Below are 20523 nucleotides of genomic sequence, written 5' to 3' on the forward strand. Positions count from 1 at the left end.
GCGGCGGGTCTGAGCGGGGAACGTGCCGGAGCCGGGGTGAGTTCCTGCGGTGATCCCCGGCTCACGGAGAATAGGGCCTGTGCGCTACTCCGTCCTCGGCCCCACCCAGGTCCACACCGTCCACGGGACGCCCGTCCCGGTCGGCGGGCCGCGGCTGCGCGCCCTGCTGACCGTCCTCGCCCTCCGCCCGGGACGGACCGTTCCCGTCGCCCTCCTCGTGGACGAGGTGTGGGGCGGGGAGACGCCGGCCGACGCCGGGGCGGCGCTCCAGGCCCTGGTGGGCCGGGTACGCCGGGCCCTCGGACGGGAGGCGGTGGTCTCGGCGGACGGCGGCTACGCCCTGGCCGCGGGCCCCGACGACGTGGACGCCCACCGCTTCGAACGGCTGGCGGCGGAAGGCGTACGGGAGCTGGAGGCGGGCGACCCGGCGCGGGCCGCGGCCGTCCTCGACGAGGCGCTCGGCCTCTGGCGCGGGCCCGCCCTCGCCGACCTGCCCGACCGGGCCACGGAAGCGGCGCGCTGGGAGGCCCGCCGCCTGGACGCCCGCCGCGCCCGCTTCGGCGCGGCCCTGACCCTGGGCGAGGCGGCCGCGGCCCTCCCCGAACTGGCCGCCCTCTGCGAGGCCCACCCGCTGGACGAACCGCTCCAGGCGCTCCGCATCCGGGCCCTGCGGGACACGGGCCGCGCGGCGGAGGCGCTCCTGGCGTACGAGTCGCTCCGCCGCGAACTCGCCACCCGCCTGGGCACCGACCCCTCCCCGGCCCTCCGCGCCCTGCACGCGGAACTCCTCTCCCCGCAGGCGCCGGAGGGCACTGCGACGGCGCCGGACGGCTCCGCGGCGCCGGACGGCCGCCCCGCGCCGGCCGCGGATCCGGACAGGCGGGCCGCGCCGCACGGCTCCGGCCGCACCGCCCTCCCCGGGGCCGACGGTGGCCCGGTGCCCGCCCCGGCGGTACGGAGCCCCGGCCGGGAGCCGGAGCGCCCGGCCGGCACACCCGGGACCGGCACCCCGCTCGTCACGCCTGCCCCGTCCGTCACGCCTGCCCCGTCCGTCAAGCCTGCCCCGCCCGTCACGCCTGCCCCGCCCGCCCCGCCCTCCGTCGGCAACCTCCGTGCCCGGCTGACCAGTTTCGTCGGGCGGGAGGACGACATCGCCGCCGTACGCGACGAACTGGCGCGCGCACGGCTCGTCACGCTCCTCGGGCCCGGCGGGGCCGGGAAGACGCGGCTCTCGCAGGAGGCCGCCGAGCGGGCGGCCGGCGGCGGGGGATGGCCCGACGGGGTGTGGCTGGTCGAACTCGCCCCCGTCACCGACCCGGAGGCCGTGCCCGAGGCCGTGCTCGGGGCCGTCGGCGCGCGCGAGACCGTACTGCGGGCCGCGGGCGCCGAGGAGCTGCGCGGCGCCGACGACCCCTCGGAGCGGCTCGTCGACCACTGCGCCGGCCGCCGGATGCTCCTGCTGCTCGACAACTGCGAACACGTCGGCGGCGCGGCCGCCCGGCTCGCCGAGACCCTGCTGGCCCGCTGCCCCGGCGTGACCGTGCTCGCCACCAGCCGCGAACCGCTCGGCGTGCCGGGAGAGGCGGTCCGCCCGGTCGGCCCGCTGCCCCAGGACACCGCGCTCCGGCTCCTCGCCGACCGTGGGGCCGCCACCGGCACCGGCTTCCGCGTCGAGGACGACCCGCTGGCCGCCGACGAGATCTGCCGACGCCTGGACGGCCTCCCCCTCGCCATCGAACTGGCCGCCGCCCGGCTGCGGATGCTCACCGCGCGCCAGATCGCGGACCGCCTCGACGACCGCTTCCGCCTGCTCACCTCGGGCGCCCGCACGGTCCTGCCCCGCCAGCAGACCCTCCGCGCCGTCGTCGACTGGTCCTGGGACCTCCTGGACGCACCCGAACGCGCCGTCCTGCGCCGCCTGTCGGTCTTCACCGGCGGCTGCGACCTGGAGGCGGCGGAAGCGGTCTGCTCCACCCCAGCCCCCACCGCCTCACCCGCACCCCACGTTCTCGACGTGCTCGGCTCCCTCGTCGACAAGTCGCTCGTCATCGCCGCGCCCGTCGACGGCGGCGCCATGCGCTACCGCCTCCTGGAGACCGTCGCCGAGTACGCCGCCGAGCGGCTCGACGAGGCGGGGGAGCGGGCGGCGGCCGAGCGGCGGCACATCGTCCACTACCGCGAGGTCGCCCGCACCGGCGACCCGCGGCTCCGCGGCGCCGGGCAGATCCAAGCCATCGCCCGGTTCGGCCGCGAGTACGAGAACCTGCGCACCGCCCTGCGCCGCGCCGTCTCCGCCCGCGACGAGCACGAGGCCCTCGCCCTCGTCCACGCCCTGCTCTGGTACTGGCAGATGCGCGATCTGCGCGCCGACGCCCTGCACTGGGCCGAGGCCGTCGCCGCCCTCGGCCCCGACCCCTTCGGGCCCTCGGCGCCCCCCGTCGTACCGCTCCACGAGCCGTGCACCGCCGCCCCGCCCCCGTTCGACGAGGCCCGGCTGTGGGAGGCCCGGCGCGGAGTGCGGCTCATCGAGCTGCTCAACATGGACCACCAGGGCGGCGACTGGATCTCGCCCGACGGGATGCGGCGCCTGCGCCGGATCACCGACATGTACCCCCCGGGGCTGCCGCAGACCTGCCGACTGCCGGGCTTCTTCGTGGTGTTCGCCGTCCTGCTGACCGGTGAGGTGGGCCGCCTGCGGGAGATGCTCGACACCACCGTCGAGGCCTGCCGCGCCCACGGCTACGACTGGGACCTCGCCCACGCCCTCCGGCTGCGTGCCAACGTCTCCGCCAACCGCGCCGACTGGGCGGGCGATTCCGACGCCGACGCGGACGAGAGCCTGGCCCTCTTCGTCCGCCTCGACGACGCCTGGGGCGCGGCCGAGGCGCTCGCGGCGCGCGGCGAGGCCCGTGAGAAGCGCGGCGCGTTCGAGGAGGCGGCCGAGGACTACGTCGCCGCCATCGGCTACGCCGAACGGATCGGCGCCCAGGCCCAGAAGGTCCTGCTGCGGGCCCGGTACGCCGACATGCTCAACGCCACCGGACGGTCCGAGGAGGGCGAGGCGATCCTGCGCGAGGTCCTGGAGGCCGGAACGGCGCGCGGGCACGAGCCGATGCTCGCCGCCCGGATCTTCCTGGCGCTCCACCTCGGCCGCACCGGCCGCACCGCCGAGGCGCGCGAGCACCTCGAAGCGGTCCTGGGCGAGTTCGGCACCGAGACCCTGTCGATCTTCGGTGGGTTCACCCTCGGCATGCTGGGCTGGCTCGACAACCTGGACCGGCGGTACGAAGCGGCGCTTCCGCTCATCCGGCAGGCCCTGGAACGCGCGGAGGGTTCCCTGTCGATGCTGGTCGCCCCCCATATGCCGACGGTCCATCTGGTCACCGCCGCCTGGTCCCTGGCCGGTATCGGCGGCCCCCACGCAGAGGTCGCCGCCCGGCTGCTCGGCGCCCGCGCCGCGCTCTGCCCGGCAGGCCATGTGCCCACGCCGCCCGAGCGGGAGAGCCTGGACCAGGCCACCCGCCTGACCAGGTCCGCCCTCGGCGACGCGGCCTACGAAGCGGCGTACGCCGAAGGCGGCGGGCTCTCCCTCGGGGAGGCCGCCGCCCTGCTCGGCCGCACCGCCGACGCGATCACCGGCCCGGCCGAACCCTGACCCCGGCACCCGGACCCCGGCACCCGGACGCCGGCGCTTCCGGACCCTCGGGGCGCCGGGACGCCCGGCGCTCCCGTACGGCTCAGGTCTTCTTGCGGAACTTGGCGACCGCGAGCGGCGCCGTGACGACCGTGATGAGCAGCGCCCAGCCGAGCGTCATCCACACCGACTCGGCGACCGGACCGCCGTTGATGAGGTTCCGCGCCGCGTCGGCGAGGTTGGACAGCGGGTTGTAGTCGGTGAACGTCTCCAGCCAGCCGGGCATCGAGGTCGGCGGGGCGAAGATCGACGAACCGAACTGGAGCGGCATCAGCACGATCATGGCCATCCCCTGGACCGCCTGCGCCGTCTTCAGGGTGAGCCCGAGCAGGATGAAGATCCACATCAGTGAGGCGCCGAACACCGTGGACAGGCCGATCGCGGCGAAGAGGTCCACGACCGAGGTCCGGATCTCCAGACCGAGCAGGAAGCCCATGCCGAGCAGGATCGCGACGGCGACCAGCATCCGGCCGATCTCGACGACGATCTTCGCGATGAGGACGGAGGACCGGGCGATCGGCATCGTCCGGAACCGGTCCATGACCCCCTTCTTGAAGTCGTCGTTGATCCCCGTGCCGACGGCCATGGCGATGTTCATGCCCATCATCGCCATCAGGCCCGGGACGACGTAGTTCACGTACTCCTGGTTGTTGCCCTTGCCGGAGATCGCGCCGCCGAAGACGTACACGAACAGCAGGACGAAGATGATCGGCATCAGGACGACGTCGAACATCGACTCGGGGTCCTGCTTGATCTGCAGCGCGTTGCGCCGGACCAGCGCGCCGATGTGACGGAGGTTGGCCCGCAGGCCGATCCGGCCCTCGCCGCTCGGCCCGCGCGCCGGGGCGGGGCCCGGCGTCTCGACGGGGGACTCGGTGAGCTGTGTGGTCGTGGTGGCGCTCACGCGGCGACCTCCTCGGGAATCGCGTCGGACAGGGACGTCTTCTGGCCGGTGATGGCCAGGAACACCTCGTCCAGGCTGGGCAGATGGGTTCCGATGTGGGCGATGCCGAAGCCGCGCGCACCGAACAGGCCGACGACCGCGGTCAGCTGCTCGTCGCTGAGGATCGGCACGTACAGCGCGCCCTCGTCGGGGACGACGGTCGAGCCGGCGATGCCGTCGAGACCGGTCTCGCGCAGCGCGTCGGCCATGGCCGACAGCTGGGAGGGGTCGACGGGGCGGACCTTCAGGGTCCGGCCGCCGACCCGCGCCTTCAACTCGTCGACCTGGCCGTTGGCGATGACCCGGCCGCGGTCGATCACGGTCAGCTCGTCGGCGAGCTGCTCGGCCTCCTCCATGTACTGGGTGGTGAGCAGGACGGTCACCCCCTCCGCGACCATCCGCTGCACCTCTTCCCAGACTTCGTTGCGGGTGCGCGGGTCGAGGCCGGTGGTGGGCTCGTCCAGATAGAGGACGGCCGGCTGCCCGATCATCGAGGCGGCCAGGTCGAGCCGGCGGCGCATACCGCCGGAGTAGTTCATCGCCGGCCGCTTGGCGGCCTCCGTGAGCGAGAAGCGCTCCAGGAGTTCGTCGGCGCGGCGCCGGGCGTCCCCCCGGGACAGGTCGAGCAGCCGCCCGATCATGTAGAGGTTCTCCCAGCCGGAGAGCTTCTCGTCGACCGAGGCGTACTGCCCGGTGAGGCCGATGGTGCGGCGGAGCTGCCGGGGCTGGCGCACCACGTCGTACCCCGCGACGACGGCGGTGCCGGCGTCCGGGACGATCAGGGTGGAGAGGCAGCGGACGAGCGTGGTCTTGCCGGCGCCGTTGGGGCCGAGGACACCCAGGACCGTGCCCTCGCGGACATCGAGGTCGACCCCGTCGAGGGCCTTCGTCTCGCCGTAGTGCTTCACGAGGCCTCGTACCTCGACGGCGTTGCGTGCGGATCGCGTCATGGCCCTACTACATCAGCCGCCACTGACAAAGCACCGACAGGCGTCCGACAGCCCGCCCGCAGCCACCGACGCACCACCGACGCACCGCCGTCCCGCGGCTCGGGCCGCGACGGCCGACAGCCCGCCGATGGGGGATGTCGGCGGGCTGTCGTTGGTGCCGCGATGGCTAGTGGAAGGTGTGCTCCTCCGCGGGGAACGCCCCGCCGGCCACGTCGTCCGCGAAGGCGCGCGCGGCGTCGCCGAGCGTCCGGCGCAGGTCGGCGTACTGCTTGGTGAACCGCGGCACCTTGCCGCCGGTCAGCCCGGCCATGTCCGTCCAGACGAGGACCTGGGCGTCGGTCTCGGGCCCGGCCCCGATGCCGATGGTGGGGATGTGCAGGGAGCGGGTGACCTCGGCGGCCAGCTCGGCCGGTACGAGTTCCAGGACGACCGCGAACGCGCCCGCGTCCTGCGCGGCCTTGGCGTCGCTGAGCAGCCGGTGGGCGGCCTCGTCGCTCCGGCCCTGCACGCGGTAGCCCATGGTGTTGACGGACTGCGGGGTCAGGCCCAGGTGCGACATGACGGGGATGCCGGCCTGGACGAGCAGCTCGGTCTGCGGCAGCGACCGCTCGCCGCCCTCCAGCTTGACCGCCCCGACTCCGGCGTCCTTGACGAGCCGGGTGGCGTTGCGCAGGGCCTGGACGGGCCCTTCCTGGTACGAGCCGAAGGGGAGGTCGCCGACCACGAGGGCGCGCTTGGTGCCCCGTACGACGGCGGCGGAGAGCAGCGTCATCTCGTCCATCGTGACGGGCACGGTGGTGTCGTAGCCGAGGTGACAGTTGCCCATGGAGTCGCCCACCAGGACGACCGGGATGCCGGCCTCGTCGAAGACGGAGGCGGTCATCGCGTCATAGGCGGTGAGCATGGGCCACTTCTCGCCGCGGGTCTTCGCGGCGGCGATGTCGTGGACGGTGATGCGGCGTGTGCCCGTCCCGCCGTACAGCGCCTTGCTGCTGTCGGGGGACTGCTTCGGGGCAGCCTGAAGCGTCATGGTGAACGGCTCCTTCGTCATCTCGAGGCGCCCTCACGGCGTCCCCGGACCACATCCATGGTGGCACTTCGTGCCGGAGCGGGGGAAGTGGCGCGGAGTGGCGCTGTTCACACGACGGCAACGATGGCGCAAAGTCGAGCAAAGAATTTCCCCAGGATTCCTATACGAGACGGTCTCGTATCGAAATGCGATCTAGCCTGGACCACATGTCTCAGCCGTCCACCACCGCCCCCGCGCCCCCGTCCCGCGTCTCCGAGGCGGTCCACCGCCGCCGGTGGGCGATCCTCGCGGCCCTCATGCTCAGCCTGCTGATCGTCGTCCTCGACAACTCGATCCTGAACGTCGCGGTCAAGACGATCGCGGCCCCCGCCCCCACCGGCATCGGCGCCACGCAGAGCGAGCTGGAGTGGGCGATCAACTCCTACACGCTCGTCTTCGCGGGCCTGCTCTTCACCTCCGGCCTCCTCGGCGACCGGCTCGGCCGCAAGAAGGTCCTGCTCTTCGGCCTCACGGTCTTCGGCGTCGGCTCCGCCCTCGCCGCGGTCTCCGGCTCGCCCGCCGAGCTCATCGGCTACCGAGCGGTCATGGGCTTCGGCGCCGCCTTCGTGATGCCGGCCACCCTCGCGATCCTGATGAACGTCTTCGAGCGCGACGAGCAGCCCAAGGCCATCGGCATCTGGGCGGGCAGCGTCGGCCTGGCGATCGCGATCGGCCCGATCACCGGCGGCATCCTGCTCGAACACTTCTGGTGGGGCTCGATCTTCCTCGTCAACGTCCCCGTCGTGCTCCTCGCCCTGGCGCTGATGATGTGGCTGGTTCCGGACTCGAAGGACCCGAAGCCGGGCCGGATCGACGTACCGGGCGTGCTGCTGTCCGTCGTCGGCCTCGTCCTGCTCGTGTACGGGATCATCCGCGGCGGCGAGCTGGCGAGCTTCACGGACGCCACGGTCCTCGCGCCGCTCCTCGCCGGGCTGGCGGTCCTCGTCGGCTTCGTGCTGTACGAGCGGCGCAGCGACCATCCGGCGATCGACATGGCGTACTTCCGGAAGCCGGCGTTCTCCGCCGCCGTCGCCGCGATCGCCCTGGTCTTCTTCGCGCTGATGGGCGTGACCTTCTTCTCCGCCTTCTACCTCCAGAGCGTGCGCGGCTACAGCGCGCTGGAGTCCGGGCTGCTGATCCTGCCGCTGGCCGTCGCCCAGATGGTCTTCGCGCCGCGCGCCCGGCTGGTGGTGGAGCGCTTCGGCGCCCGGGTGGTGTGCACGGCGGGCATGCTGGCGGTCGCGTTGGGCCTGGCGGCCTTCACCTTCTTCGACGCGTCGACGCCGGTCTGGGTCCTGGAGATCGTCTTCTTCCTCCAGGGCGCCGGGATGGCCCACATCATGCCGCCGGTGACCGTGTCGGTGATGCAGACCCTGCCCCGGGAGAAGGCCGGCTCCGGCTCGGCGATCAACAACACCTTCCGGCAGGTGGGCGGGGCGCTGGGCGTCGCCGTCCTCGGCTCGGTGCTCTCCACGACGTACCGGGGCGAGATCGAGGGACACCTGGGGGCGCTGCCGCCGGCGCTGCGGGCGACGGCGGGCGAATCGATCGAGGCGACCCTCGGCGTCGCCGAGAAGCTGGGCCCGGCCGGGAGGTCTCTGGTGGCCCCGGCCCAGGAGGCCTTCCTGGACGCGATGCACGTGACGGCGATCGGCTCGGCGGCGGTCGCCCTGATCGGCGCGGTCGTGGTGGCGCTGTTCCTCCCCGGTCGCACCCCGACGGCCGGCGGGCCCGCGGGCGCCGACGGCCCGGGGTCCGGCGGTACGGCGGGCCCGGGCGACGCACGGCGGTACGGCGGCGGTACGGCGGGCCCGGGTGACGCGCGGAAGGACGGCGGCGGTACGACGGGCCCGGGGGCCGTGGCGGGCGGCACGCCGGGTCCCGCCGGCTCGCGGCCCTCGGTGCCGGGGCCCTCCGCCGGGGCGGGAGAATCGGTACGGCGGTGACCCGCGCCCCCCGCGCGGCGGCGAGAACGGTGAGAGGTGGAGCGGAACGTGTCCCTGGATGACGGCGGAGCCCCGGAAGACCCGCGCGACGAGCGGCACCCGCCGGCGCCCCCGGCCCCCGGCGCCGGGGCCGCCCCCGCCCCCCGGCGCGGGCGGCCGCGCAGCGAAGGGGTGGAGGAGGCCGTGTTCGCGGCGGCGGTCGCGCTGCTGGAGGACGGGATACCGCTCGCCGATCTCTCCATCGAGAAGATCGCCCGCGGCGCGGGCGTCGGCAAGGCCACCATCTACCGCCGGTGGCCCGGCAAGGAGGAGCTCTTCGTCGACCTGCTGCGCTCCGTCGAACCCCCGGACCCGGTGCTGCCCGGCACCTCCGTCCGGGACGATCTCGTCACCCTGCTCGAAGCGCTGCGGCGGCGCGGCCTGGCCAAGCGGACCTCCGCCCTGCTCCACAACGTGTTCTCGCAGATGCAGTCGTATCCCCGGCTCTGGGACGCGTACCACCACACCGTCATCGAGCCCCGCCGCCGGATGGGCCTCGACGCGCTGCGGCGCGGGGTGGAGACCGGGGAGATCCGCGCCGACCTCGACATCGAACTGGTCAACGACCTCTTCGTCGGCCCCCTCCTGCTGCGCACCATCATCCGGCCGGGCGCCCCGCTCGACCCCGGCCTGCCGGAGCAGGTGGTCGACGCCGTCCTGGCGGGCGTCCGCCCGCCGGGCTGAGCGACCCGCACGAATGTGCGCGTTCTGTCACAGCCCCGGCGCGCGCCTCCCGCGCAGGAACCCGCCGCGCGCCTTCCCACGTCCTCGGGGAAGGAGGTCCGGCCCGACATCACCTAGTGTCGACGTCGGGTCGCGGAAGAAGAACGGCACGACCGCCGTACGGCACGAAGGCACCACGGCCGGACGGCCGGGCGGCACGACGGCAAGGCAGTGAGGACAGCGGACATGGCGCGGGTGGACATGACGGAGACCGAGAGCGGCGGCGCACGGGACGAGCGCTCCGCGTCGCGGGTCCGATCGGCGTTCGACCGCTGGCGCGGTGACCAGGGGATCTGGCGCCGCGGGATCCTCCTCGCCGTCTGCGCGGTGCTGCTGACCTTCCTGATGGTCTTCCACGCCGAGATCCCCAACCGGATCGGCAACCTCGGCAGCCTCACCGAAACCTTCCTCCCCTGGATCGGCCTCTTCGTCCCGGTCCTGCTGGTCCTGGCCCTGCTGCGGCGCTCCGCGACCGCGCTGATCGCCCTGCTGCTCCCGTCCGTGGTGTGGCTCAACCTCTTCGGCGGCCTGGTCAGCGACAAGTCCGCCACCGGCGGCGACCTGACCGTCGCCACCCACAACGTGAACGCCGACAACCCCGACCCCGAGGGCACGGCCCGCCAGATCGCCGGATCCGGCGCCGACGTGGTGGCCCTGGAAGAGCTCAAGGGCGAGATGGTCCCGGTGTACGAGCGGGGCCTGGCCGAGGCGTACCCGTACCACTCCGTCCTGGGCACGGTCGGGCTGTGGAGCAGGTTCCCGCTGAGCGACTCGCGCGAGGTCGACATCCAGATGGGCTGGACCCGCGCCATGCGCTCCACCGTCGACACGCCCCGGGGCGAGGTCGCCGTGTACGTCGCCCACCTCCCGTCCGTGCGGGTCAAGCTCAACGCCGGCTTCACCGCCAACCAGCGCGACAACAGCGCCGACGCGCTCGGCGAGGCCATCGCACACGACCCGAACGAGCGGGTCGTGCTCCTCGGCGACCTCAACGGCACCATGAACGACCGCTCGCTCAACGCCGTGACCTCCCAGATGCGCTCGACCCAGGGCGCCTCGGGCGACGGCTTCGGCTTCAGCTGGCCGGCCTCGTTCCCGATGGCCCGGATCGACCAGATCATGGTGAAGGGCCTCGAACCGGTCTCCTCCTGGACGCTCCCGCAGACGCGCAGCGACCACCTCCCGATCGCCGCCCGCGTCCGCCTCTGACCGTCCGCCTCTGACCACCCGGCCGCCCGCGCCCGGCGCCCGGGCCCGCTCCACCGCCCGCGCCCGGCGCCCGGGCCCGCTCCACCCCCCGCGCGCCCGGGTCCGCTGACCCGGCCGCGCGCCCGCAACCTCACCTTCACCCGGCCGAAGCCGGTGGGAACATTCCGCCTGAGAGTATTTGTTCCGAAGAAGAACTAACCCTCGGAAAGGCTCTCCTCATGCCCCTGGCGCTGCTCGCGCTCGCCGTCTCCGCCTTCGGCATCGGCACGACCGAGTTCGTGATGATGGGCCTGCTGCCCAATGTCGCCGGCGATCTCGGCACCTCCGTCCCCACGGCCGGCCACCTCGTCTCCGCGTACGCCATCGGTGTCGTCATCGGCGCCCCGCTGCTCACCGCCCTCGGCTCCCGGGTCCCGCGCAAGCGGATGCTGCTCCTGCTGATGGCCCTCTTCGTCGTCGGCAACCTCGCCTCCGCGTTCGCGCCCGGCTTCGGCTGGCTGATCGGCGGCCGGATCCTCGCCGGCCTGCCGCACGGCGCCTTCTTCGGCGTCGGCGCCGTCGTCGCCGCCCGCCTGGTCCCCGAGGGCCGGCAGGCCCGGGCTGTCGCCACGATGTTCCTCGGCCTGACCGTCGCCAACATCCTCGGCGTCCCCGCCGCGACCCTGCTCGGCCAGCACCTCGGCTGGCGCGCCACCTTCCTCGTCGTCACCGTCATCGGCCTGGTGGCCATGGCGGCGCTCGCACGGCTCGTCCCGTACGTCCCCGTCGAGACGCACCAGAGCCTCGGCCGGGAGATGCGCGCGCTGCGCCGCCCTCAGGTGCTGCTCGGGCTGCTCACCGCCGTCCTCGGCTTCGCGGGCGTCTTCGCCGTCTACTCCTACCTCGCCTCGATGACCACGGAGGTGATGGGCTTCGGCGAGTCCTCCGTCACCCTCGTCCTCGCCCTCTTCGGCATCGGCATGACCGCCGGCGCGCTCGCCGCGGGCCCGCTGACCGACCGGGCGCTGCGGCCGACGCTCTACGGCTCCCTCGGCGCGCTCGCCCTCGTCCTGGTCGCCTTCCGCTTCACCATCCACGTGCCGTGGCTGGCGCTGGTGACCGTCGTCGTCCTCGGCGCGGTCGGGTTCATGACCACCACCCCGTTGCAGATGCTGGTGATGAACAAGGCGAAGGACGCGCCCACCCTGGCCTCCGCCTCCAACCACTCCGCCTTCAACCTCGCCAACGCGGGCGGTGCCTGGGCGGGCGGCGCGGCCGTCGCCGCCGGGTGGGGCTGGACGTCCCCGACCCTGGTGGGGGCGGCCCTGGCCGTGGTGGGGCTCGCGATCGCCGTGGCGGCGGGCCTCCTCGACCGGACGGGCCGCCGCCCGGCCCCGGAGGGCGCCTCCCGGGTCGTCGCGGGAAGCCCGCTCACGACCGGGACCACGACCGGGACGGAGGCCGCGGCCGGGACCCGTGCCGAGCGGGTCAGCCCGCCGTCGACTCCCGCCAGCGGTTCGTGATCGGCAGACGGCGGTCCTTGCCGAAGCCCTTCGCGGAGATCTTCGTCCCCGGCGGGTACTGGCGCCGCTTGTACTCCGCCGCGTCCACCCTCCGCAGCGTCCGCGCCACCAGCTCCTCGTCGAAGCCCGCCGCGACGATCGCGTCCTTGCCCTGGTCACGGTCCACGTACAGCTCCAGGAGCCGGTCCAGGACGTCGTAGTCCGGGAGCGAGTCCGTGTCGACCTGGCCCGGGCGCAGCTCGGCGCTCGGGGGCTTGCCGATCGAGTTCTCCGGGATCGGCGGGGTCAGGCCGCGCGCCTCGGCCGCCCGGTTGCGCCACCGCGCCAGCCGGAACACCGTCGACTTGTACACGTCCTTCAGGGGCCCGTACGCCCCGACCGTGTCGCCGTACAGCGTCGAATAGCCCACCGCCAGCTCGGACTTGTTGCCCGGCGCGAGGACGATGTGGCCCTCCTGGTTGGAGATCGCCATCAGCATGGTGCCCCGCAGCCGCGACTGGAGGTTCTCCTCCGCGAGGCCGCTGAGACCGAGCGCGCCCATGTACGCGTCGAACATCGGCTCGATCGACACCGTACGGAAGTCGAGCCCGGTCCGGCGGGCCAGTTCGGCGGCGTCGCTCCGGGAGTGGTCCGAGGAGTACTTCGACGGCATCGAGACGCCGTACACGTTCGACGCCCCGACCGCGTCGCAGGCGATCGCGGCGACGAGCGCCGAGTCGATGCCGCCGGACAGGCCGATGAGGACGGACCGGAAGCCGTTCTTCGCCGCGTACGCCCGCAGGCCGACGACGAGCGCCGAGTAGAGCTCCTCGTCGTCGTCGAGCCGCTCCGCGTACCCGCCCGTCAGCTCCGGCTCGTACGTCGGCAGCGGCTCCTCGGAGAGGACCACGCGGTCGATCCGCAGCCCGTCGTCCACCACACCGATCGGCGCGTCGGCGGCGGCGGCCGGCAGATCGAGGTCGAGGACCACACTGCCCTCGGAGAACTGCGGCGCGCGGGCGACGACATCGCCGGCCGCGTCCACGACGATCGAGTCACCGTCGAAGACGAGGTCGTCCTGCCCGCCCGTCATCGCGAGGTAGGCGGTGACGCAACCGGCCTCCTGGGCGCGCTTGCGGACCAGTTCGAGCCGGGTGTCGTCCTTGTTCCGCTCGTACGGCGAGGCGTTGACCGACAGCAGGAGCCCGGCCTTCGCGCTCCGGGCCGCCGGGACCCGGCCGCCGTCCTGCCAGAGGTCCTCGCAGATCGCGAGCGCCACGTCGACCCCGTGGACGCGCAGGACGGGCATCGTGTCGCCGGGGACGAAGTAGCGGAACTCGTCGAAGACGCCGTAGTTGGGCAGGTGGTGCTTGGCGAAGGACAGCACCACCGCGCCCCGGTGCAGCACCGCGGCGGCGTTCTGCGGGGCGCCGGCGGGCTGACCGTACTTCGGCTGCGCCCGCCCGGAGCGGTCGAGATAGCCGACGACCACGGGCAGCTCCCCGAACCCCTCGTCGGCGAGCCGCCGCGCCAGCGCCCGCAGGGCGTCCCGGGACGCCTCGACGAACGAGGACCGCAGCGCCAGGTCCTCGACGGGGTAGCCGGTCAGCGCCATCTCGGGGAACGCGACGAGATGCGCGCCCTGCCGGGCGGAGTGCCGGGTCCAGTGCACGATCGCCTCGGCGTTCGCGGCGAGATCGCCGACGGTCGAGTCGATCTGATTCAGAGCGAGGCGTAGTTGAGGCACCCGGCCATTGTAATCGTCAAAGCGACGCGATGTCCTGGGATCGCCCCCCGGAGCCCCTGACCGCAGGGCGCCTCCCCGGCGTGGACAGGGGTCCCGGCGCCCACCGGGTGCCCGGCGGCGGGCGCCGCGCGAGCACGTGGCAGGCTGGCCGGACTACTCTCCGACTCGTCGGCCAGGGAGCGTTCTTGAGCGTGTTCGTACGGATCGGCGGCGTGGCCCACCATGTCGTCGTCGAGGGCTCGGGCCCCGTCTGCGTCCTGAGCGCCGGTCTCGCCATGAGCTGGTTCGACTGGGACCGGGTCGTCCCGCTGCTCACCCCGCACCGCACGGTGGTCCGCTTCGACCGGCCGGGCCACGGACTCTCCGCCCCCGCCGCCGTCGCCCCCAGCGCCCCGGGGGAGGCCCACCGGATCGCGGCCCTCCTGGACGCCCTCGGCATGCCGGGCCCGGCCACCGTCGTGGGGCACTCCATCGCCGGATTCCACGCGGAGGCCTTCGCCCGGCTGCACCCGGACCGCACCGCCGGGATCGTCCTCGTCGACGCCTCCGTCGAGGAGCACGCCCGTACGCCCGCCGCCCCCGCCCTGCGCACCGCCGCGGCCCGCGCGCTCGGCGCCCTGGTCGGCGCCGTCGGCGGTCCCGCCGCCGCCGGGCCGGCCGTCCGGCGCGCCACCGTCCGGCTCTCCCGCGCCTCGGGCGGCGACCCGGCGCCCGCCGCGCTGCTCCGCCGGGTGTACGGCACCTCCCGCGTGATGCGGGGAGCGCTCCTGGAGAACACCCACTACCGCGCCGTCGCCGCCGAACTCCTCGCCCTGCGCGAGCGCTTCCCCCTGCCTCCGGACGTCCCCGTCACCGTCCTCGCCGCCCCCGACGGCTCGGCCCGCTGGGCCGACCGGCAACGCGCGCTGGCCCGACGGCTCGACGCCCGCTACGAGGCGGTCGAACCCTCGGGCCATCTGATGATGCTGGACCGGCCGGACGCGGTGGCGCGGGCGGTGCTTGAACTCGGCCGGTGAGCTGATCAGGAGGTGGCGTAGACGCGCGCGCAGAACTCCTTGATCTGCTCGTCGTCCAGATGCTGCGCCAGATCGGCCTCGCTGATCATCCCGACCAGACGCTTGTTCTCGATGACGGGGAGCCGCTTGATCTGGTGGCCCGTCATCTCGTCGAGGACCTCGCTCACATCCGAGCCGGCGTCGATCCAGCGCGGGGTGCCGTGCGCCATCTCACCGCACGTGATCTTCGAGGGGTCGTGGCCCTCGGCCACACAGCCGACGACGATGTCCCGGTCCGTGATGATGCCGCAGAGCCGCTCCTCCTCGTCGGCGATCGGCAGCGCGCCGACGTCGAGGTCGCGCATCATCTGCGCCGCGCGGTCGAGCGTCTCGTGCCGGGGGATCCATCGGGCCCCGGAGTGCATGATGTCCTTCGCCGTGGTCATGGGGTGCGTCCCTCCGTCGAACGTGGTGGTGCCTGCCTCCCCGAGCCCCCATCCATTCTCCGCGTACGCGGCGGCCCCCGCGACCGGTGCGGGTCGCGGGGGCCGCCACGCGTCACGCGCGTCACGCGCGTCACCGGCTCCGTCGGCTCAGGGACGCGGCTTCGCGCCCCGCTTCTCCAGCAGCTCCGCCATGAGGCGGATCTCCGACTCCTGGGCGTCGACCATGCCCTGCGCGAGGCCCCGCTCGACCTCCACCGAGCACCTGTCCACACAGCCCTGGGCCATGTGCACACCGCCCTCGTGGTGGTCGGTCATCAGCTGCAGGTAGAGGATCTCGGCCTCCTCACCGCGGGCCTCCCGCAGCCGCTTCATCTCGGCCTTGGTCGCCATGCCCGGCATCAGCGCCCCGTCGGCCGGACCGGCCTCGCCGTGCCCCGACCCGCCGTGGCCGGACGCGCCGTGCTCCGCGCCCATGTCCATCCAGGTCATCGGCTCGGTGCCCGACTCGACCTTCGGCAGCCCCCACATGTCCAGCCAGCCCAGCATCATGCCGCGCTGGTTGGCCTGCGTGTTGGCGATGTCGTACGCCAGCCGGCGCACCTCCTCGTCCGTCGTACGGTCCCGGACGATGAACGACATCTCGACGGCCTGCTGGTGGTGGACCGACATGTCACGGGCGAAGCCCGCGTCCGCCGAGTCCGACGCGGGTGTGGCCGGGGCCTCCTCGCGGTCCGCGGAGGCGACGGTGACGGCGCCCCCGGCGAAGAGCAGCGCGAGGACGACGGCGGTGATCGCCGCCCACTGCGTACGGTTCGGCCGGACGCCGCTCACTGGCCGATCCCGCCGGTGCAGGCGGCGCCCGGCTCGGGGGTCTGCGGGCCCTGGACGTACTTGGTGAAGAAGGCGTCGACGCGCGGGTCGGTCGCGCTGTCCACCGACACCTGCTTGCCCCAGGCGCTCAGCATGATCGCGCCGGCCTGGTCGTCGACCGGGCTCATCAGGGAGTACGGCGTCTTCCCGACCTTCTCGGCCAGCTTCTTCACCTCGCCCTCGGGGGCCTTCTTGTTGTACGTGACCCAGACGGCGCCGTGCTCCAGCGAGTGCACGGCGTTCACCTCGGCGACCGGCGTCTTGTAGACGTCGCCGTCGCAGTTCTGCCAGACCTGGTCGTGATCGCCGCCGACCGGGGGCTTCATCGGGTACGAGACGGCCGTGGTGACGTGGTTGCGGCCGAGCTTCTTGGCGTCCCAGGACTTCTCGTCCTTGATGGGGGCCTTCGCGACGGCTTCCTTCTCCTCCTTCTTCTCGGACTCCTGGTTGAGCACGTAGGCGCCGAAGCCCACGAGGCCGAGCACGATGACGCCGGCGACGCCGATCGTGAGGAAGCGGACACGGCGCTCGCGGGACTGCTCGGCGCGGCGCATCTCCTCTATTCGGGCGCGGCGGTCGGCGGTGGAGGAGCGGTTGGCGGCCATGGTGATGTCGTCCTTCTTCGGTGAGGGGTGTCATGACGTGACGTGGCGTACGGGAAGAGCGGTGAGGCAGATCCGGCCGTCACGTCCGCAGGACTTGAAGGACGTGCAGGTCGGGCGCGCGGGGCTGCGCGCCCGAGCGGGGCGCCCGGCCGGGGTGGTGCGGCGTGTCGAGGCGCGGGAGACGGCCCTCCGCGTGCGGCGGCGGGTCGAGCGGCGGCGCGGTGAGCACCGCCGGGCCGAGCGAGGGGAAGAGGGAGCAGTCGCCGCGGTCGTACGGGCAGACGTACTCGACGGCCCGTACGGTCGGGACGGCCGGACCGCCGGGAGCGAGCGCGGCCCGCGGCGCACCGGAGTGGTGGGCCGGAGCGGCGAGCGTCACCCGTCGTTCCCCGGGGTGGTGCGCGGCGGAGTCGGAGGTGCCCGCGCAGACGAAGAGCGCGGCGAGGAGCGTCGCCACGGCACTCACCAGTGCCGTGGGACGCGCGTGCCGAGGCGGCCGTACGAGCCGCGGGGCCCCCATGGGGCGAGATCGTAGTAGGAGAAGACCGCGTGTGGGCCGTACGGGGTACCCCTCGGTCGCGGCCGAGGGGGAGCGGGCACGGGGGCGGCCCCTCCGGTGGGTACCGCGGGGCACCCGGCGGGCACCCGGAATCGGCCGGTCCCCCTGTTACCTGCGCCACAGCGACCAGGCACTATGGGTATGCAACGTGCGCGAAACCAAGTGGTGGGATGCTCAGGTGCCCCCCGATGTACCCGAGGCGGTGGGAACAGGCGGCCTGACCAGCAAAGATGGGTGTGGAAATGGACAAGCAGCAGGAATTCGTCCTCCGGACGCTCGAGGAGCGTGACATCCGGTTCGTGCGGCTGTGGTTCACCGACGTGCTCGGTTTCCTGAAGTCGGTGGCCGTCGCGCCCGCCGAGCTTGAGCAGGCGTTCGACGAGGGCATCGGCTTCGACGGTTCGGCGATCGAGGGCTTCGCCCGCGTCTACGAATCCGACATGATCGCCAAGCCCGATCCGAGCACCTTCCAGATCCTGCCGTGGCGCGCCGAGGCCCCCGGCACGGCCCGGATGTTCTGCGACATCCTGATGCCGGACGGCTCGCCGTCCTTCGCGGACCCCCGCTTCGTCCTGAAGCGCATCCTGGCGAAGACCTCGGACCTGGGCTTCACCTTCTACACCCACCCCGAGATCGAGTTCTTCCTCCTGAAGAACAAGCCGCTGGACGGCTCGAAGCCGACCCCCGCCGACAACTCCGGCTACTTCGACCACACCCCGCAGAACGTGGGCATGGACTTCCGCCGCCAGGCCATCACCATGCTGGAGTCGATGGGCATCTCGGTGGAGTTCTCCCACCACGAGGGCGCCCCGGGCCAGCAGGAGATCGACCTGCGCTACGCCGACGCGCTCTCCACGGCGGACAACATCATGACCTTCCGCCTGGTCATGAAGCAGGTCGCGCTGGAGCAGGGCGTACAGGCGACGTTCATGCCGAAGCCGTTCTCGGAGTACCCGGGCTCGGGCATGCACACCCACCTCTCGCTCTTCGAGGGCGACCGCAACGCCTTCTACGAATCGGGCGCGGAGTACCAGCTCTCCAAGGTGGGCCGCTCCTTCATCGCGGGCCTGCTGAAGCACGCGGCCGAGATCTCGGCGGTCACCAACCAGTGGGTCAACTCCTACAAGCGCATCTGGGGCGGCTCGGCCCGCAGCGCGGGCGCGGGCGGCGAGGCCCCGTCGTACATCTGCTGGGGCCACAACAACCGCTCGGCCCTGATCCGCGTCCCCATGTACAAGCCGGGCAAGACGGGCTCCTCCCGCGTCGAGGTCCGCTCCATCGACTCGGGCGCCAACCCCTACCTCACCTACGCGGTCCTCCTCGCGGCGGGCCTCAAGGGCATCGAGGAGGGCTACGAACTCCCGGCCGGCGCCGACGACGACGTCTGGGCCCTCTCGGACGCGGAGCGCCGGGCGATGGGCATCGAGCCGCTGCCGCAGAACCTGGGCGAGGCGATCGCCCTGATGGAGAAGAGCGAACTGGTCGCGGAGACACTGGGCGAGCACGTCTTCGACTTCTTCCTGCGCAACAAGAAGCAGGAGTGGGAGGAGTACCGCTCCGAGGTCACGGCCTTCGAGCTGCGGAAGAACCTGCCGGTGCTGTAGGCGCAGGTCGGAGCGGGTACAGCCCGGAAACGACGTTCAGGGCCGGCGGCTGACTGCCGCTGGCCCTGAGTCGTCTCATCCGCCCTGGGCCGTCTGTGGGCGGTCCGACGTCTCACCGAGCGCGAGCTTCCAGACGCGGGTGCTGAAGTCGGTCCGCCGGACGGCGCCGCCACCCGTGAGCGAGAAGAACAGCCGCTTCGTGACGAGTGGCCCGTCGGGCCTTGCCCACGGCAGGGTGACGTCGACGGGCGGGAATTCCTCGGCGTGCTCACGGAGAACTCGGGCGACCTGGCGGGGGAGTGGGACGTCACGCTCCTTTCCGCGCTTTGGCCGGCCGAAGACGAGGTGCCCGCTGACCACGTTCACTTGATTCGCCACGTGAAGCCATCCGGTGGTGGGCAGGTCGGCGTAGGCGTAGGTGCCATCGGGCAGCCGCACCACCGGTACGGGCTCGGGCAGATTGGTCATGGGTTCTCCCTGGTCAGAGGGGCCGCTAGAGTCACGGCCATGGGGGAACGACACACGCGCGTGAAGCAGTGCAAGCAGTGCCACCGGCCGCTCGACGGCCGCCGGTGGAGGCGTCCGAAGCGGTTCTGCCGCCGGCGACACCAAGTGCGGTACTGGCTGGAAGAGATAGCTGATGCCGTGTTCGGCTAGCCGCCGTCCGGCGCGTTGGGGGTGGAATCAGTGGTGGCGTCGCGCAGCAGCCCAGCGGGCCCCAGGCTGCCCAGTGCTGGGCCGTCTGTGGGCCGTCCGAGGGTCACCGCGGGCCGCCGGTACCCACCGTTGGCCGCCTATGGGTAAGTGTTCTCACGTGCAGCGTCCCCGATCGTTCCTGTTGGCGCCGGCGGGGCCTCATTCCTGCGCCACAAGAAGCAGGAGTGGGAGGAGTACCGCAGCGAGGTCACGGCCTTCGAGCTGCGGAAGAACCTTCCCGTGCTGTAAGCGCAGGTCGGAGCGGGTACAGCCAGGAAACGACGTTCAGGGCCGATGGTGATGCGACCGTCGGCCCTGAGGCGTTCCACCGGCCCGAGCCGTGGCGGCGATCTCGTTTTAGAATGTACCTATCCCAGGCAATTTCTACAGGTTTGCTCCCTGAGGGAGGATCGGCCTGATGAGTGACAACTCCGGTGGAAAGTACGGTGGTGCGCCAGGTTCCCGGGGCCGGACGACCATCGCCGACGTGGTCGTGGCGAAGATCGCCGGAATGGCCGCACGGGACGTGCCCGGTGTGCACGCCCTGGGCAGTGGGCTCTCGCGCTCGATGGGAACCATGCGGGGGAAGATGCCCGGCGCCGGTAGCGGTACGTCCGCCACCCGCGGGGTCGGCGTCGAGGTCGGAGAGACGCAGGCGGCCGTCGATCTGGACATCGTGGTCGACTACGGCGTCTCGATCACGGACGTGGCCGGCGCGGTACGGGAGAACGTGATCTCCGCGGTGGAGCGGATGGCGGGGCGGGACGTCGTAGAAGTCAACATCACCGTCAATGACGTGAAGCTGCCCGACGAGGAGGACGAAGGGGAGGAACAGCAGCGGACCCGGTAGCGGGCGGGCGGGGCCGCCGCCGAGTGACGGCGTGACGCCTTCCGGCCCATCGGTCCCTCACCATCCGTGCGGGGCGGCCGGGTTGCCGGCCGCCCCG

At 72.9% G+C, this 20523-nt stretch carries 17 protein-coding genes and 1 pseudogene; 9 read left to right on the top strand and 9 right to left on the bottom strand.

Translation table 11 applies throughout. The annotated features are described in order from the left end of the window. The first annotated feature begins 79 nt into the window (after nt 1–79). On the top strand, nt 80–3655 hold the full coding sequence (locus tag ACZ6RC_RS03500) for an AfsR/SARP family transcriptional regulator (RefSeq protein WP_469579027.1): 3576 nt from the start codon (nt 80–82) through the stop codon (nt 3653–3655). 82 nt (nt 3656–3737) lie between these two features. Here ACZ6RC_RS03500 and ACZ6RC_RS03505 read toward each other — a convergent pair whose 3' ends face one another. The 3 genes from ACZ6RC_RS03505 to panB all read right to left on the bottom strand — a co-directional run bounded on the left by ACZ6RC_RS03505 (nt 3738) and on the right by panB (nt 6617). Further along, the gene (locus ACZ6RC_RS03505; RefSeq protein ID WP_469579029.1) at nt 3738–4598 is read right to left on the bottom strand and encodes an ABC transporter permease; all 861 of its coding nucleotides are present in this window, start codon (nt 4596–4598) and stop codon (nt 3738–3740) included. After that, nucleotides 4595–5587 (bottom strand): ATP-binding cassette domain-containing protein, encoded by a 993-nt coding sequence (locus ACZ6RC_RS03510; protein WP_469579031.1) that lies wholly within the window; start codon nt 5585–5587, stop codon nt 4595–4597. Before ACZ6RC_RS03510 ends, ACZ6RC_RS03505 begins: the two co-directional genes overlap by 4 nt. A 166-nt stretch (nt 5588–5753) precedes the next feature. Then, a complete protein-coding gene (panB, locus tag ACZ6RC_RS03515) occupies nt 5754–6617 on the bottom strand; it encodes a 3-methyl-2-oxobutanoate hydroxymethyltransferase (protein WP_391140914.1) in 864 nt (287 codons plus the stop codon). Nucleotides 6618–6823: 206 nt separating this feature from the next. On the opposite strand from panB, the gene ACZ6RC_RS03520 reads away from it, so the two are divergent. The 4 genes from ACZ6RC_RS03520 to ACZ6RC_RS03535 all read left to right on the top strand — a co-directional run bounded on the left by ACZ6RC_RS03520 (nt 6824) and on the right by ACZ6RC_RS03535 (nt 12075). Next, entirely contained in the window at nt 6824–8602 is a 1779-nt protein-coding gene (locus ACZ6RC_RS03520) for an MFS transporter (RefSeq protein WP_469579033.1), read from the top strand. A 48-nt stretch (nt 8603–8650) separates the two neighbouring features. Next, nucleotides 8651–9325, top strand: coding sequence for a TetR/AcrR family transcriptional regulator (locus ACZ6RC_RS03525; protein ID WP_469579035.1), 675 nt, complete (start codon nt 8651–8653; stop codon nt 9323–9325). Nucleotides 9326–9550: 225 nt separating this feature from the next. Then, nucleotides 9551–10573 carry an endonuclease/exonuclease/phosphatase family protein gene (locus ACZ6RC_RS03530; protein WP_391140911.1) on the top strand — a complete coding sequence of 341 codons (1023 nt, stop codon included), beginning with the start codon at nt 9551–9553 and terminating at the stop codon, nt 10571–10573. Between the two features lie 218 nt (nt 10574–10791). After that, nucleotides 10792–12075, top strand: a complete 1284-nt coding sequence (locus ACZ6RC_RS03535) for an MFS transporter (RefSeq protein WP_469579037.1) — start codon at nt 10792–10794, stop codon at nt 12073–12075. Here the strand turns inward: ACZ6RC_RS03535 and ACZ6RC_RS03540 are convergent. Beyond that, the gene (locus tag ACZ6RC_RS03540; protein WP_469579039.1) at nt 12041–13801 is read right to left on the bottom strand and encodes an NAD+ synthase; all 1761 of its coding nucleotides are present in this window, start codon (nt 13799–13801) and stop codon (nt 12041–12043) included. The genes ACZ6RC_RS03535 and ACZ6RC_RS03540 overlap by 35 nt on opposite strands. Before the next feature lie 185 nt (nt 13802–13986). Here ACZ6RC_RS03540 and ACZ6RC_RS03545 point away from each other — a divergent pair, with 185 nt between their 5' ends. Then, on the top strand, nt 13987–14817 hold the full coding sequence (locus ACZ6RC_RS03545; protein WP_469579040.1) for an alpha/beta fold hydrolase: 831 nt from the start codon (nt 13987–13989) through the stop codon (nt 14815–14817). A 5-nt stretch (nt 14818–14822) separates the two neighbouring features. Here ACZ6RC_RS03545 and ACZ6RC_RS03550 read toward each other — a convergent pair whose 3' ends face one another. The 4 genes from ACZ6RC_RS03550 to ACZ6RC_RS03565 form a co-directional block, all read right to left on the bottom strand. Next, nucleotides 14823–15242, bottom strand: a complete 420-nt coding sequence (locus ACZ6RC_RS03550) for a CBS domain-containing protein (protein ID WP_391140904.1) — start codon at nt 15240–15242, stop codon at nt 14823–14825. A 147-nt stretch (nt 15243–15389) separates the two neighbouring features. Beyond that, nucleotides 15390–16073, bottom strand: a complete 684-nt coding sequence (locus ACZ6RC_RS03555; protein WP_391140902.1) for a DUF305 domain-containing protein — start codon at nt 16071–16073, stop codon at nt 15390–15392. Next, on the bottom strand, nt 16070–16717 hold the full coding sequence (locus tag ACZ6RC_RS03560; protein ID WP_391140900.1) for a DUF3105 domain-containing protein: 648 nt from the start codon (nt 16715–16717) through the stop codon (nt 16070–16072). The genes ACZ6RC_RS03555 and ACZ6RC_RS03560 overlap by 4 nt, the downstream gene beginning before the upstream one ends. 79 nt (nt 16718–16796) lie before the next feature. After that, nucleotides 16797–17174: a hypothetical protein gene (locus tag ACZ6RC_RS03565; RefSeq protein ID WP_469579042.1), complete on the bottom strand. Its 378-nt coding sequence runs from the start codon at nt 17172–17174 to the stop codon at nt 16797–16799. 344 nt (nt 17175–17518) lie between these two features. On the opposite strand from ACZ6RC_RS03565, the gene ACZ6RC_RS03570 reads away from it, so the two are divergent. After that, nucleotides 17519–18880, top strand: coding sequence for a glutamine synthetase family protein (locus tag ACZ6RC_RS03570; RefSeq protein ID WP_391140898.1), 1362 nt, complete (start codon nt 17519–17521; stop codon nt 18878–18880). 75 nt (nt 18881–18955) lie between these two features. On the opposite strand, the gene ACZ6RC_RS03575 is transcribed toward ACZ6RC_RS03570, so the two are convergent. Further along, a complete protein-coding gene (locus tag ACZ6RC_RS03575) occupies nt 18956–19348 on the bottom strand; it encodes a hypothetical protein (protein ID WP_469579044.1) in 393 nt (130 codons plus the stop codon). A gap of 390 nt (nt 19349–19738) precedes the next feature. Here ACZ6RC_RS03575 and ACZ6RC_RS03580 point away from each other — a divergent pair. Continuing rightward, a pseudogene (locus ACZ6RC_RS03580) lies at nt 19739–19825 on the top strand (glutamine synthetase); the annotation flags it as partial. A 169-nt stretch (nt 19826–19994) separates the two neighbouring features. Further along, nucleotides 19995–20426, top strand: coding sequence for an Asp23/Gls24 family envelope stress response protein (locus tag ACZ6RC_RS03585; RefSeq protein ID WP_469579046.1), 432 nt, complete (start codon nt 19995–19997; stop codon nt 20424–20426). Nucleotides 20427–20523 lie beyond the last annotated feature (97 nt).

The sequence above is a fragment of the Streptomyces sp. NPDC048353 genome, assembly GCF_055587165.1.

Bases quoted from the DNA above. Each gene is read 5' to 3' on its own strand.
- ACZ6RC_RS03575 (WP_469579044.1), bottom strand. From the start codon at position 19,348: ATGACCAATCTGCCCGAGCCCGTACCGGTGGTGCGGCTGCCCGATGGC.
- ACZ6RC_RS03570 (WP_391140898.1), top strand. From the start codon at position 17,519: ATGGACAAGCAGCAGGAATTCGTCCTCCGGACGCTCGAGGAGCGTGAC.
- panB (WP_391140914.1), bottom strand. From the start codon at position 6,617: ATGACGCTTCAGGCTGCCCCGAAGCAGTCCCCCGACAGCAGCAAGGCG.
- ACZ6RC_RS03520 (WP_469579033.1), top strand. From the start codon at position 6,824: ATGTCTCAGCCGTCCACCACCGCCCCCGCGCCCCCGTCCCGCGTCTCC.
- ACZ6RC_RS03585 (WP_469579046.1), top strand. From the start codon at position 19,995: ATGAGTGACAACTCCGGTGGAAAGTACGGTGGTGCGCCAGGTTCCCGG.
- ACZ6RC_RS03535 (WP_469579037.1), top strand. From the start codon at position 10,792: ATGCCCCTGGCGCTGCTCGCGCTCGCCGTCTCCGCCTTCGGCATCGGC.
- ACZ6RC_RS03530 (WP_391140911.1), top strand. From the start codon at position 9,551: ATGGCGCGGGTGGACATGACGGAGACCGAGAGCGGCGGCGCACGGGAC.
- ACZ6RC_RS03560 (WP_391140900.1), bottom strand. From the start codon at position 16,717: ATGGCCGCCAACCGCTCCTCCACCGCCGACCGCCGCGCCCGAATAGAG.
- ACZ6RC_RS03550 (WP_391140904.1), bottom strand. From the start codon at position 15,242: ATGACCACGGCGAAGGACATCATGCACTCCGGGGCCCGATGGATCCCC.
- ACZ6RC_RS03510 (WP_469579031.1), bottom strand. From the start codon at position 5,587: ATGACGCGATCCGCACGCAACGCCGTCGAGGTACGAGGCCTCGTGAAG.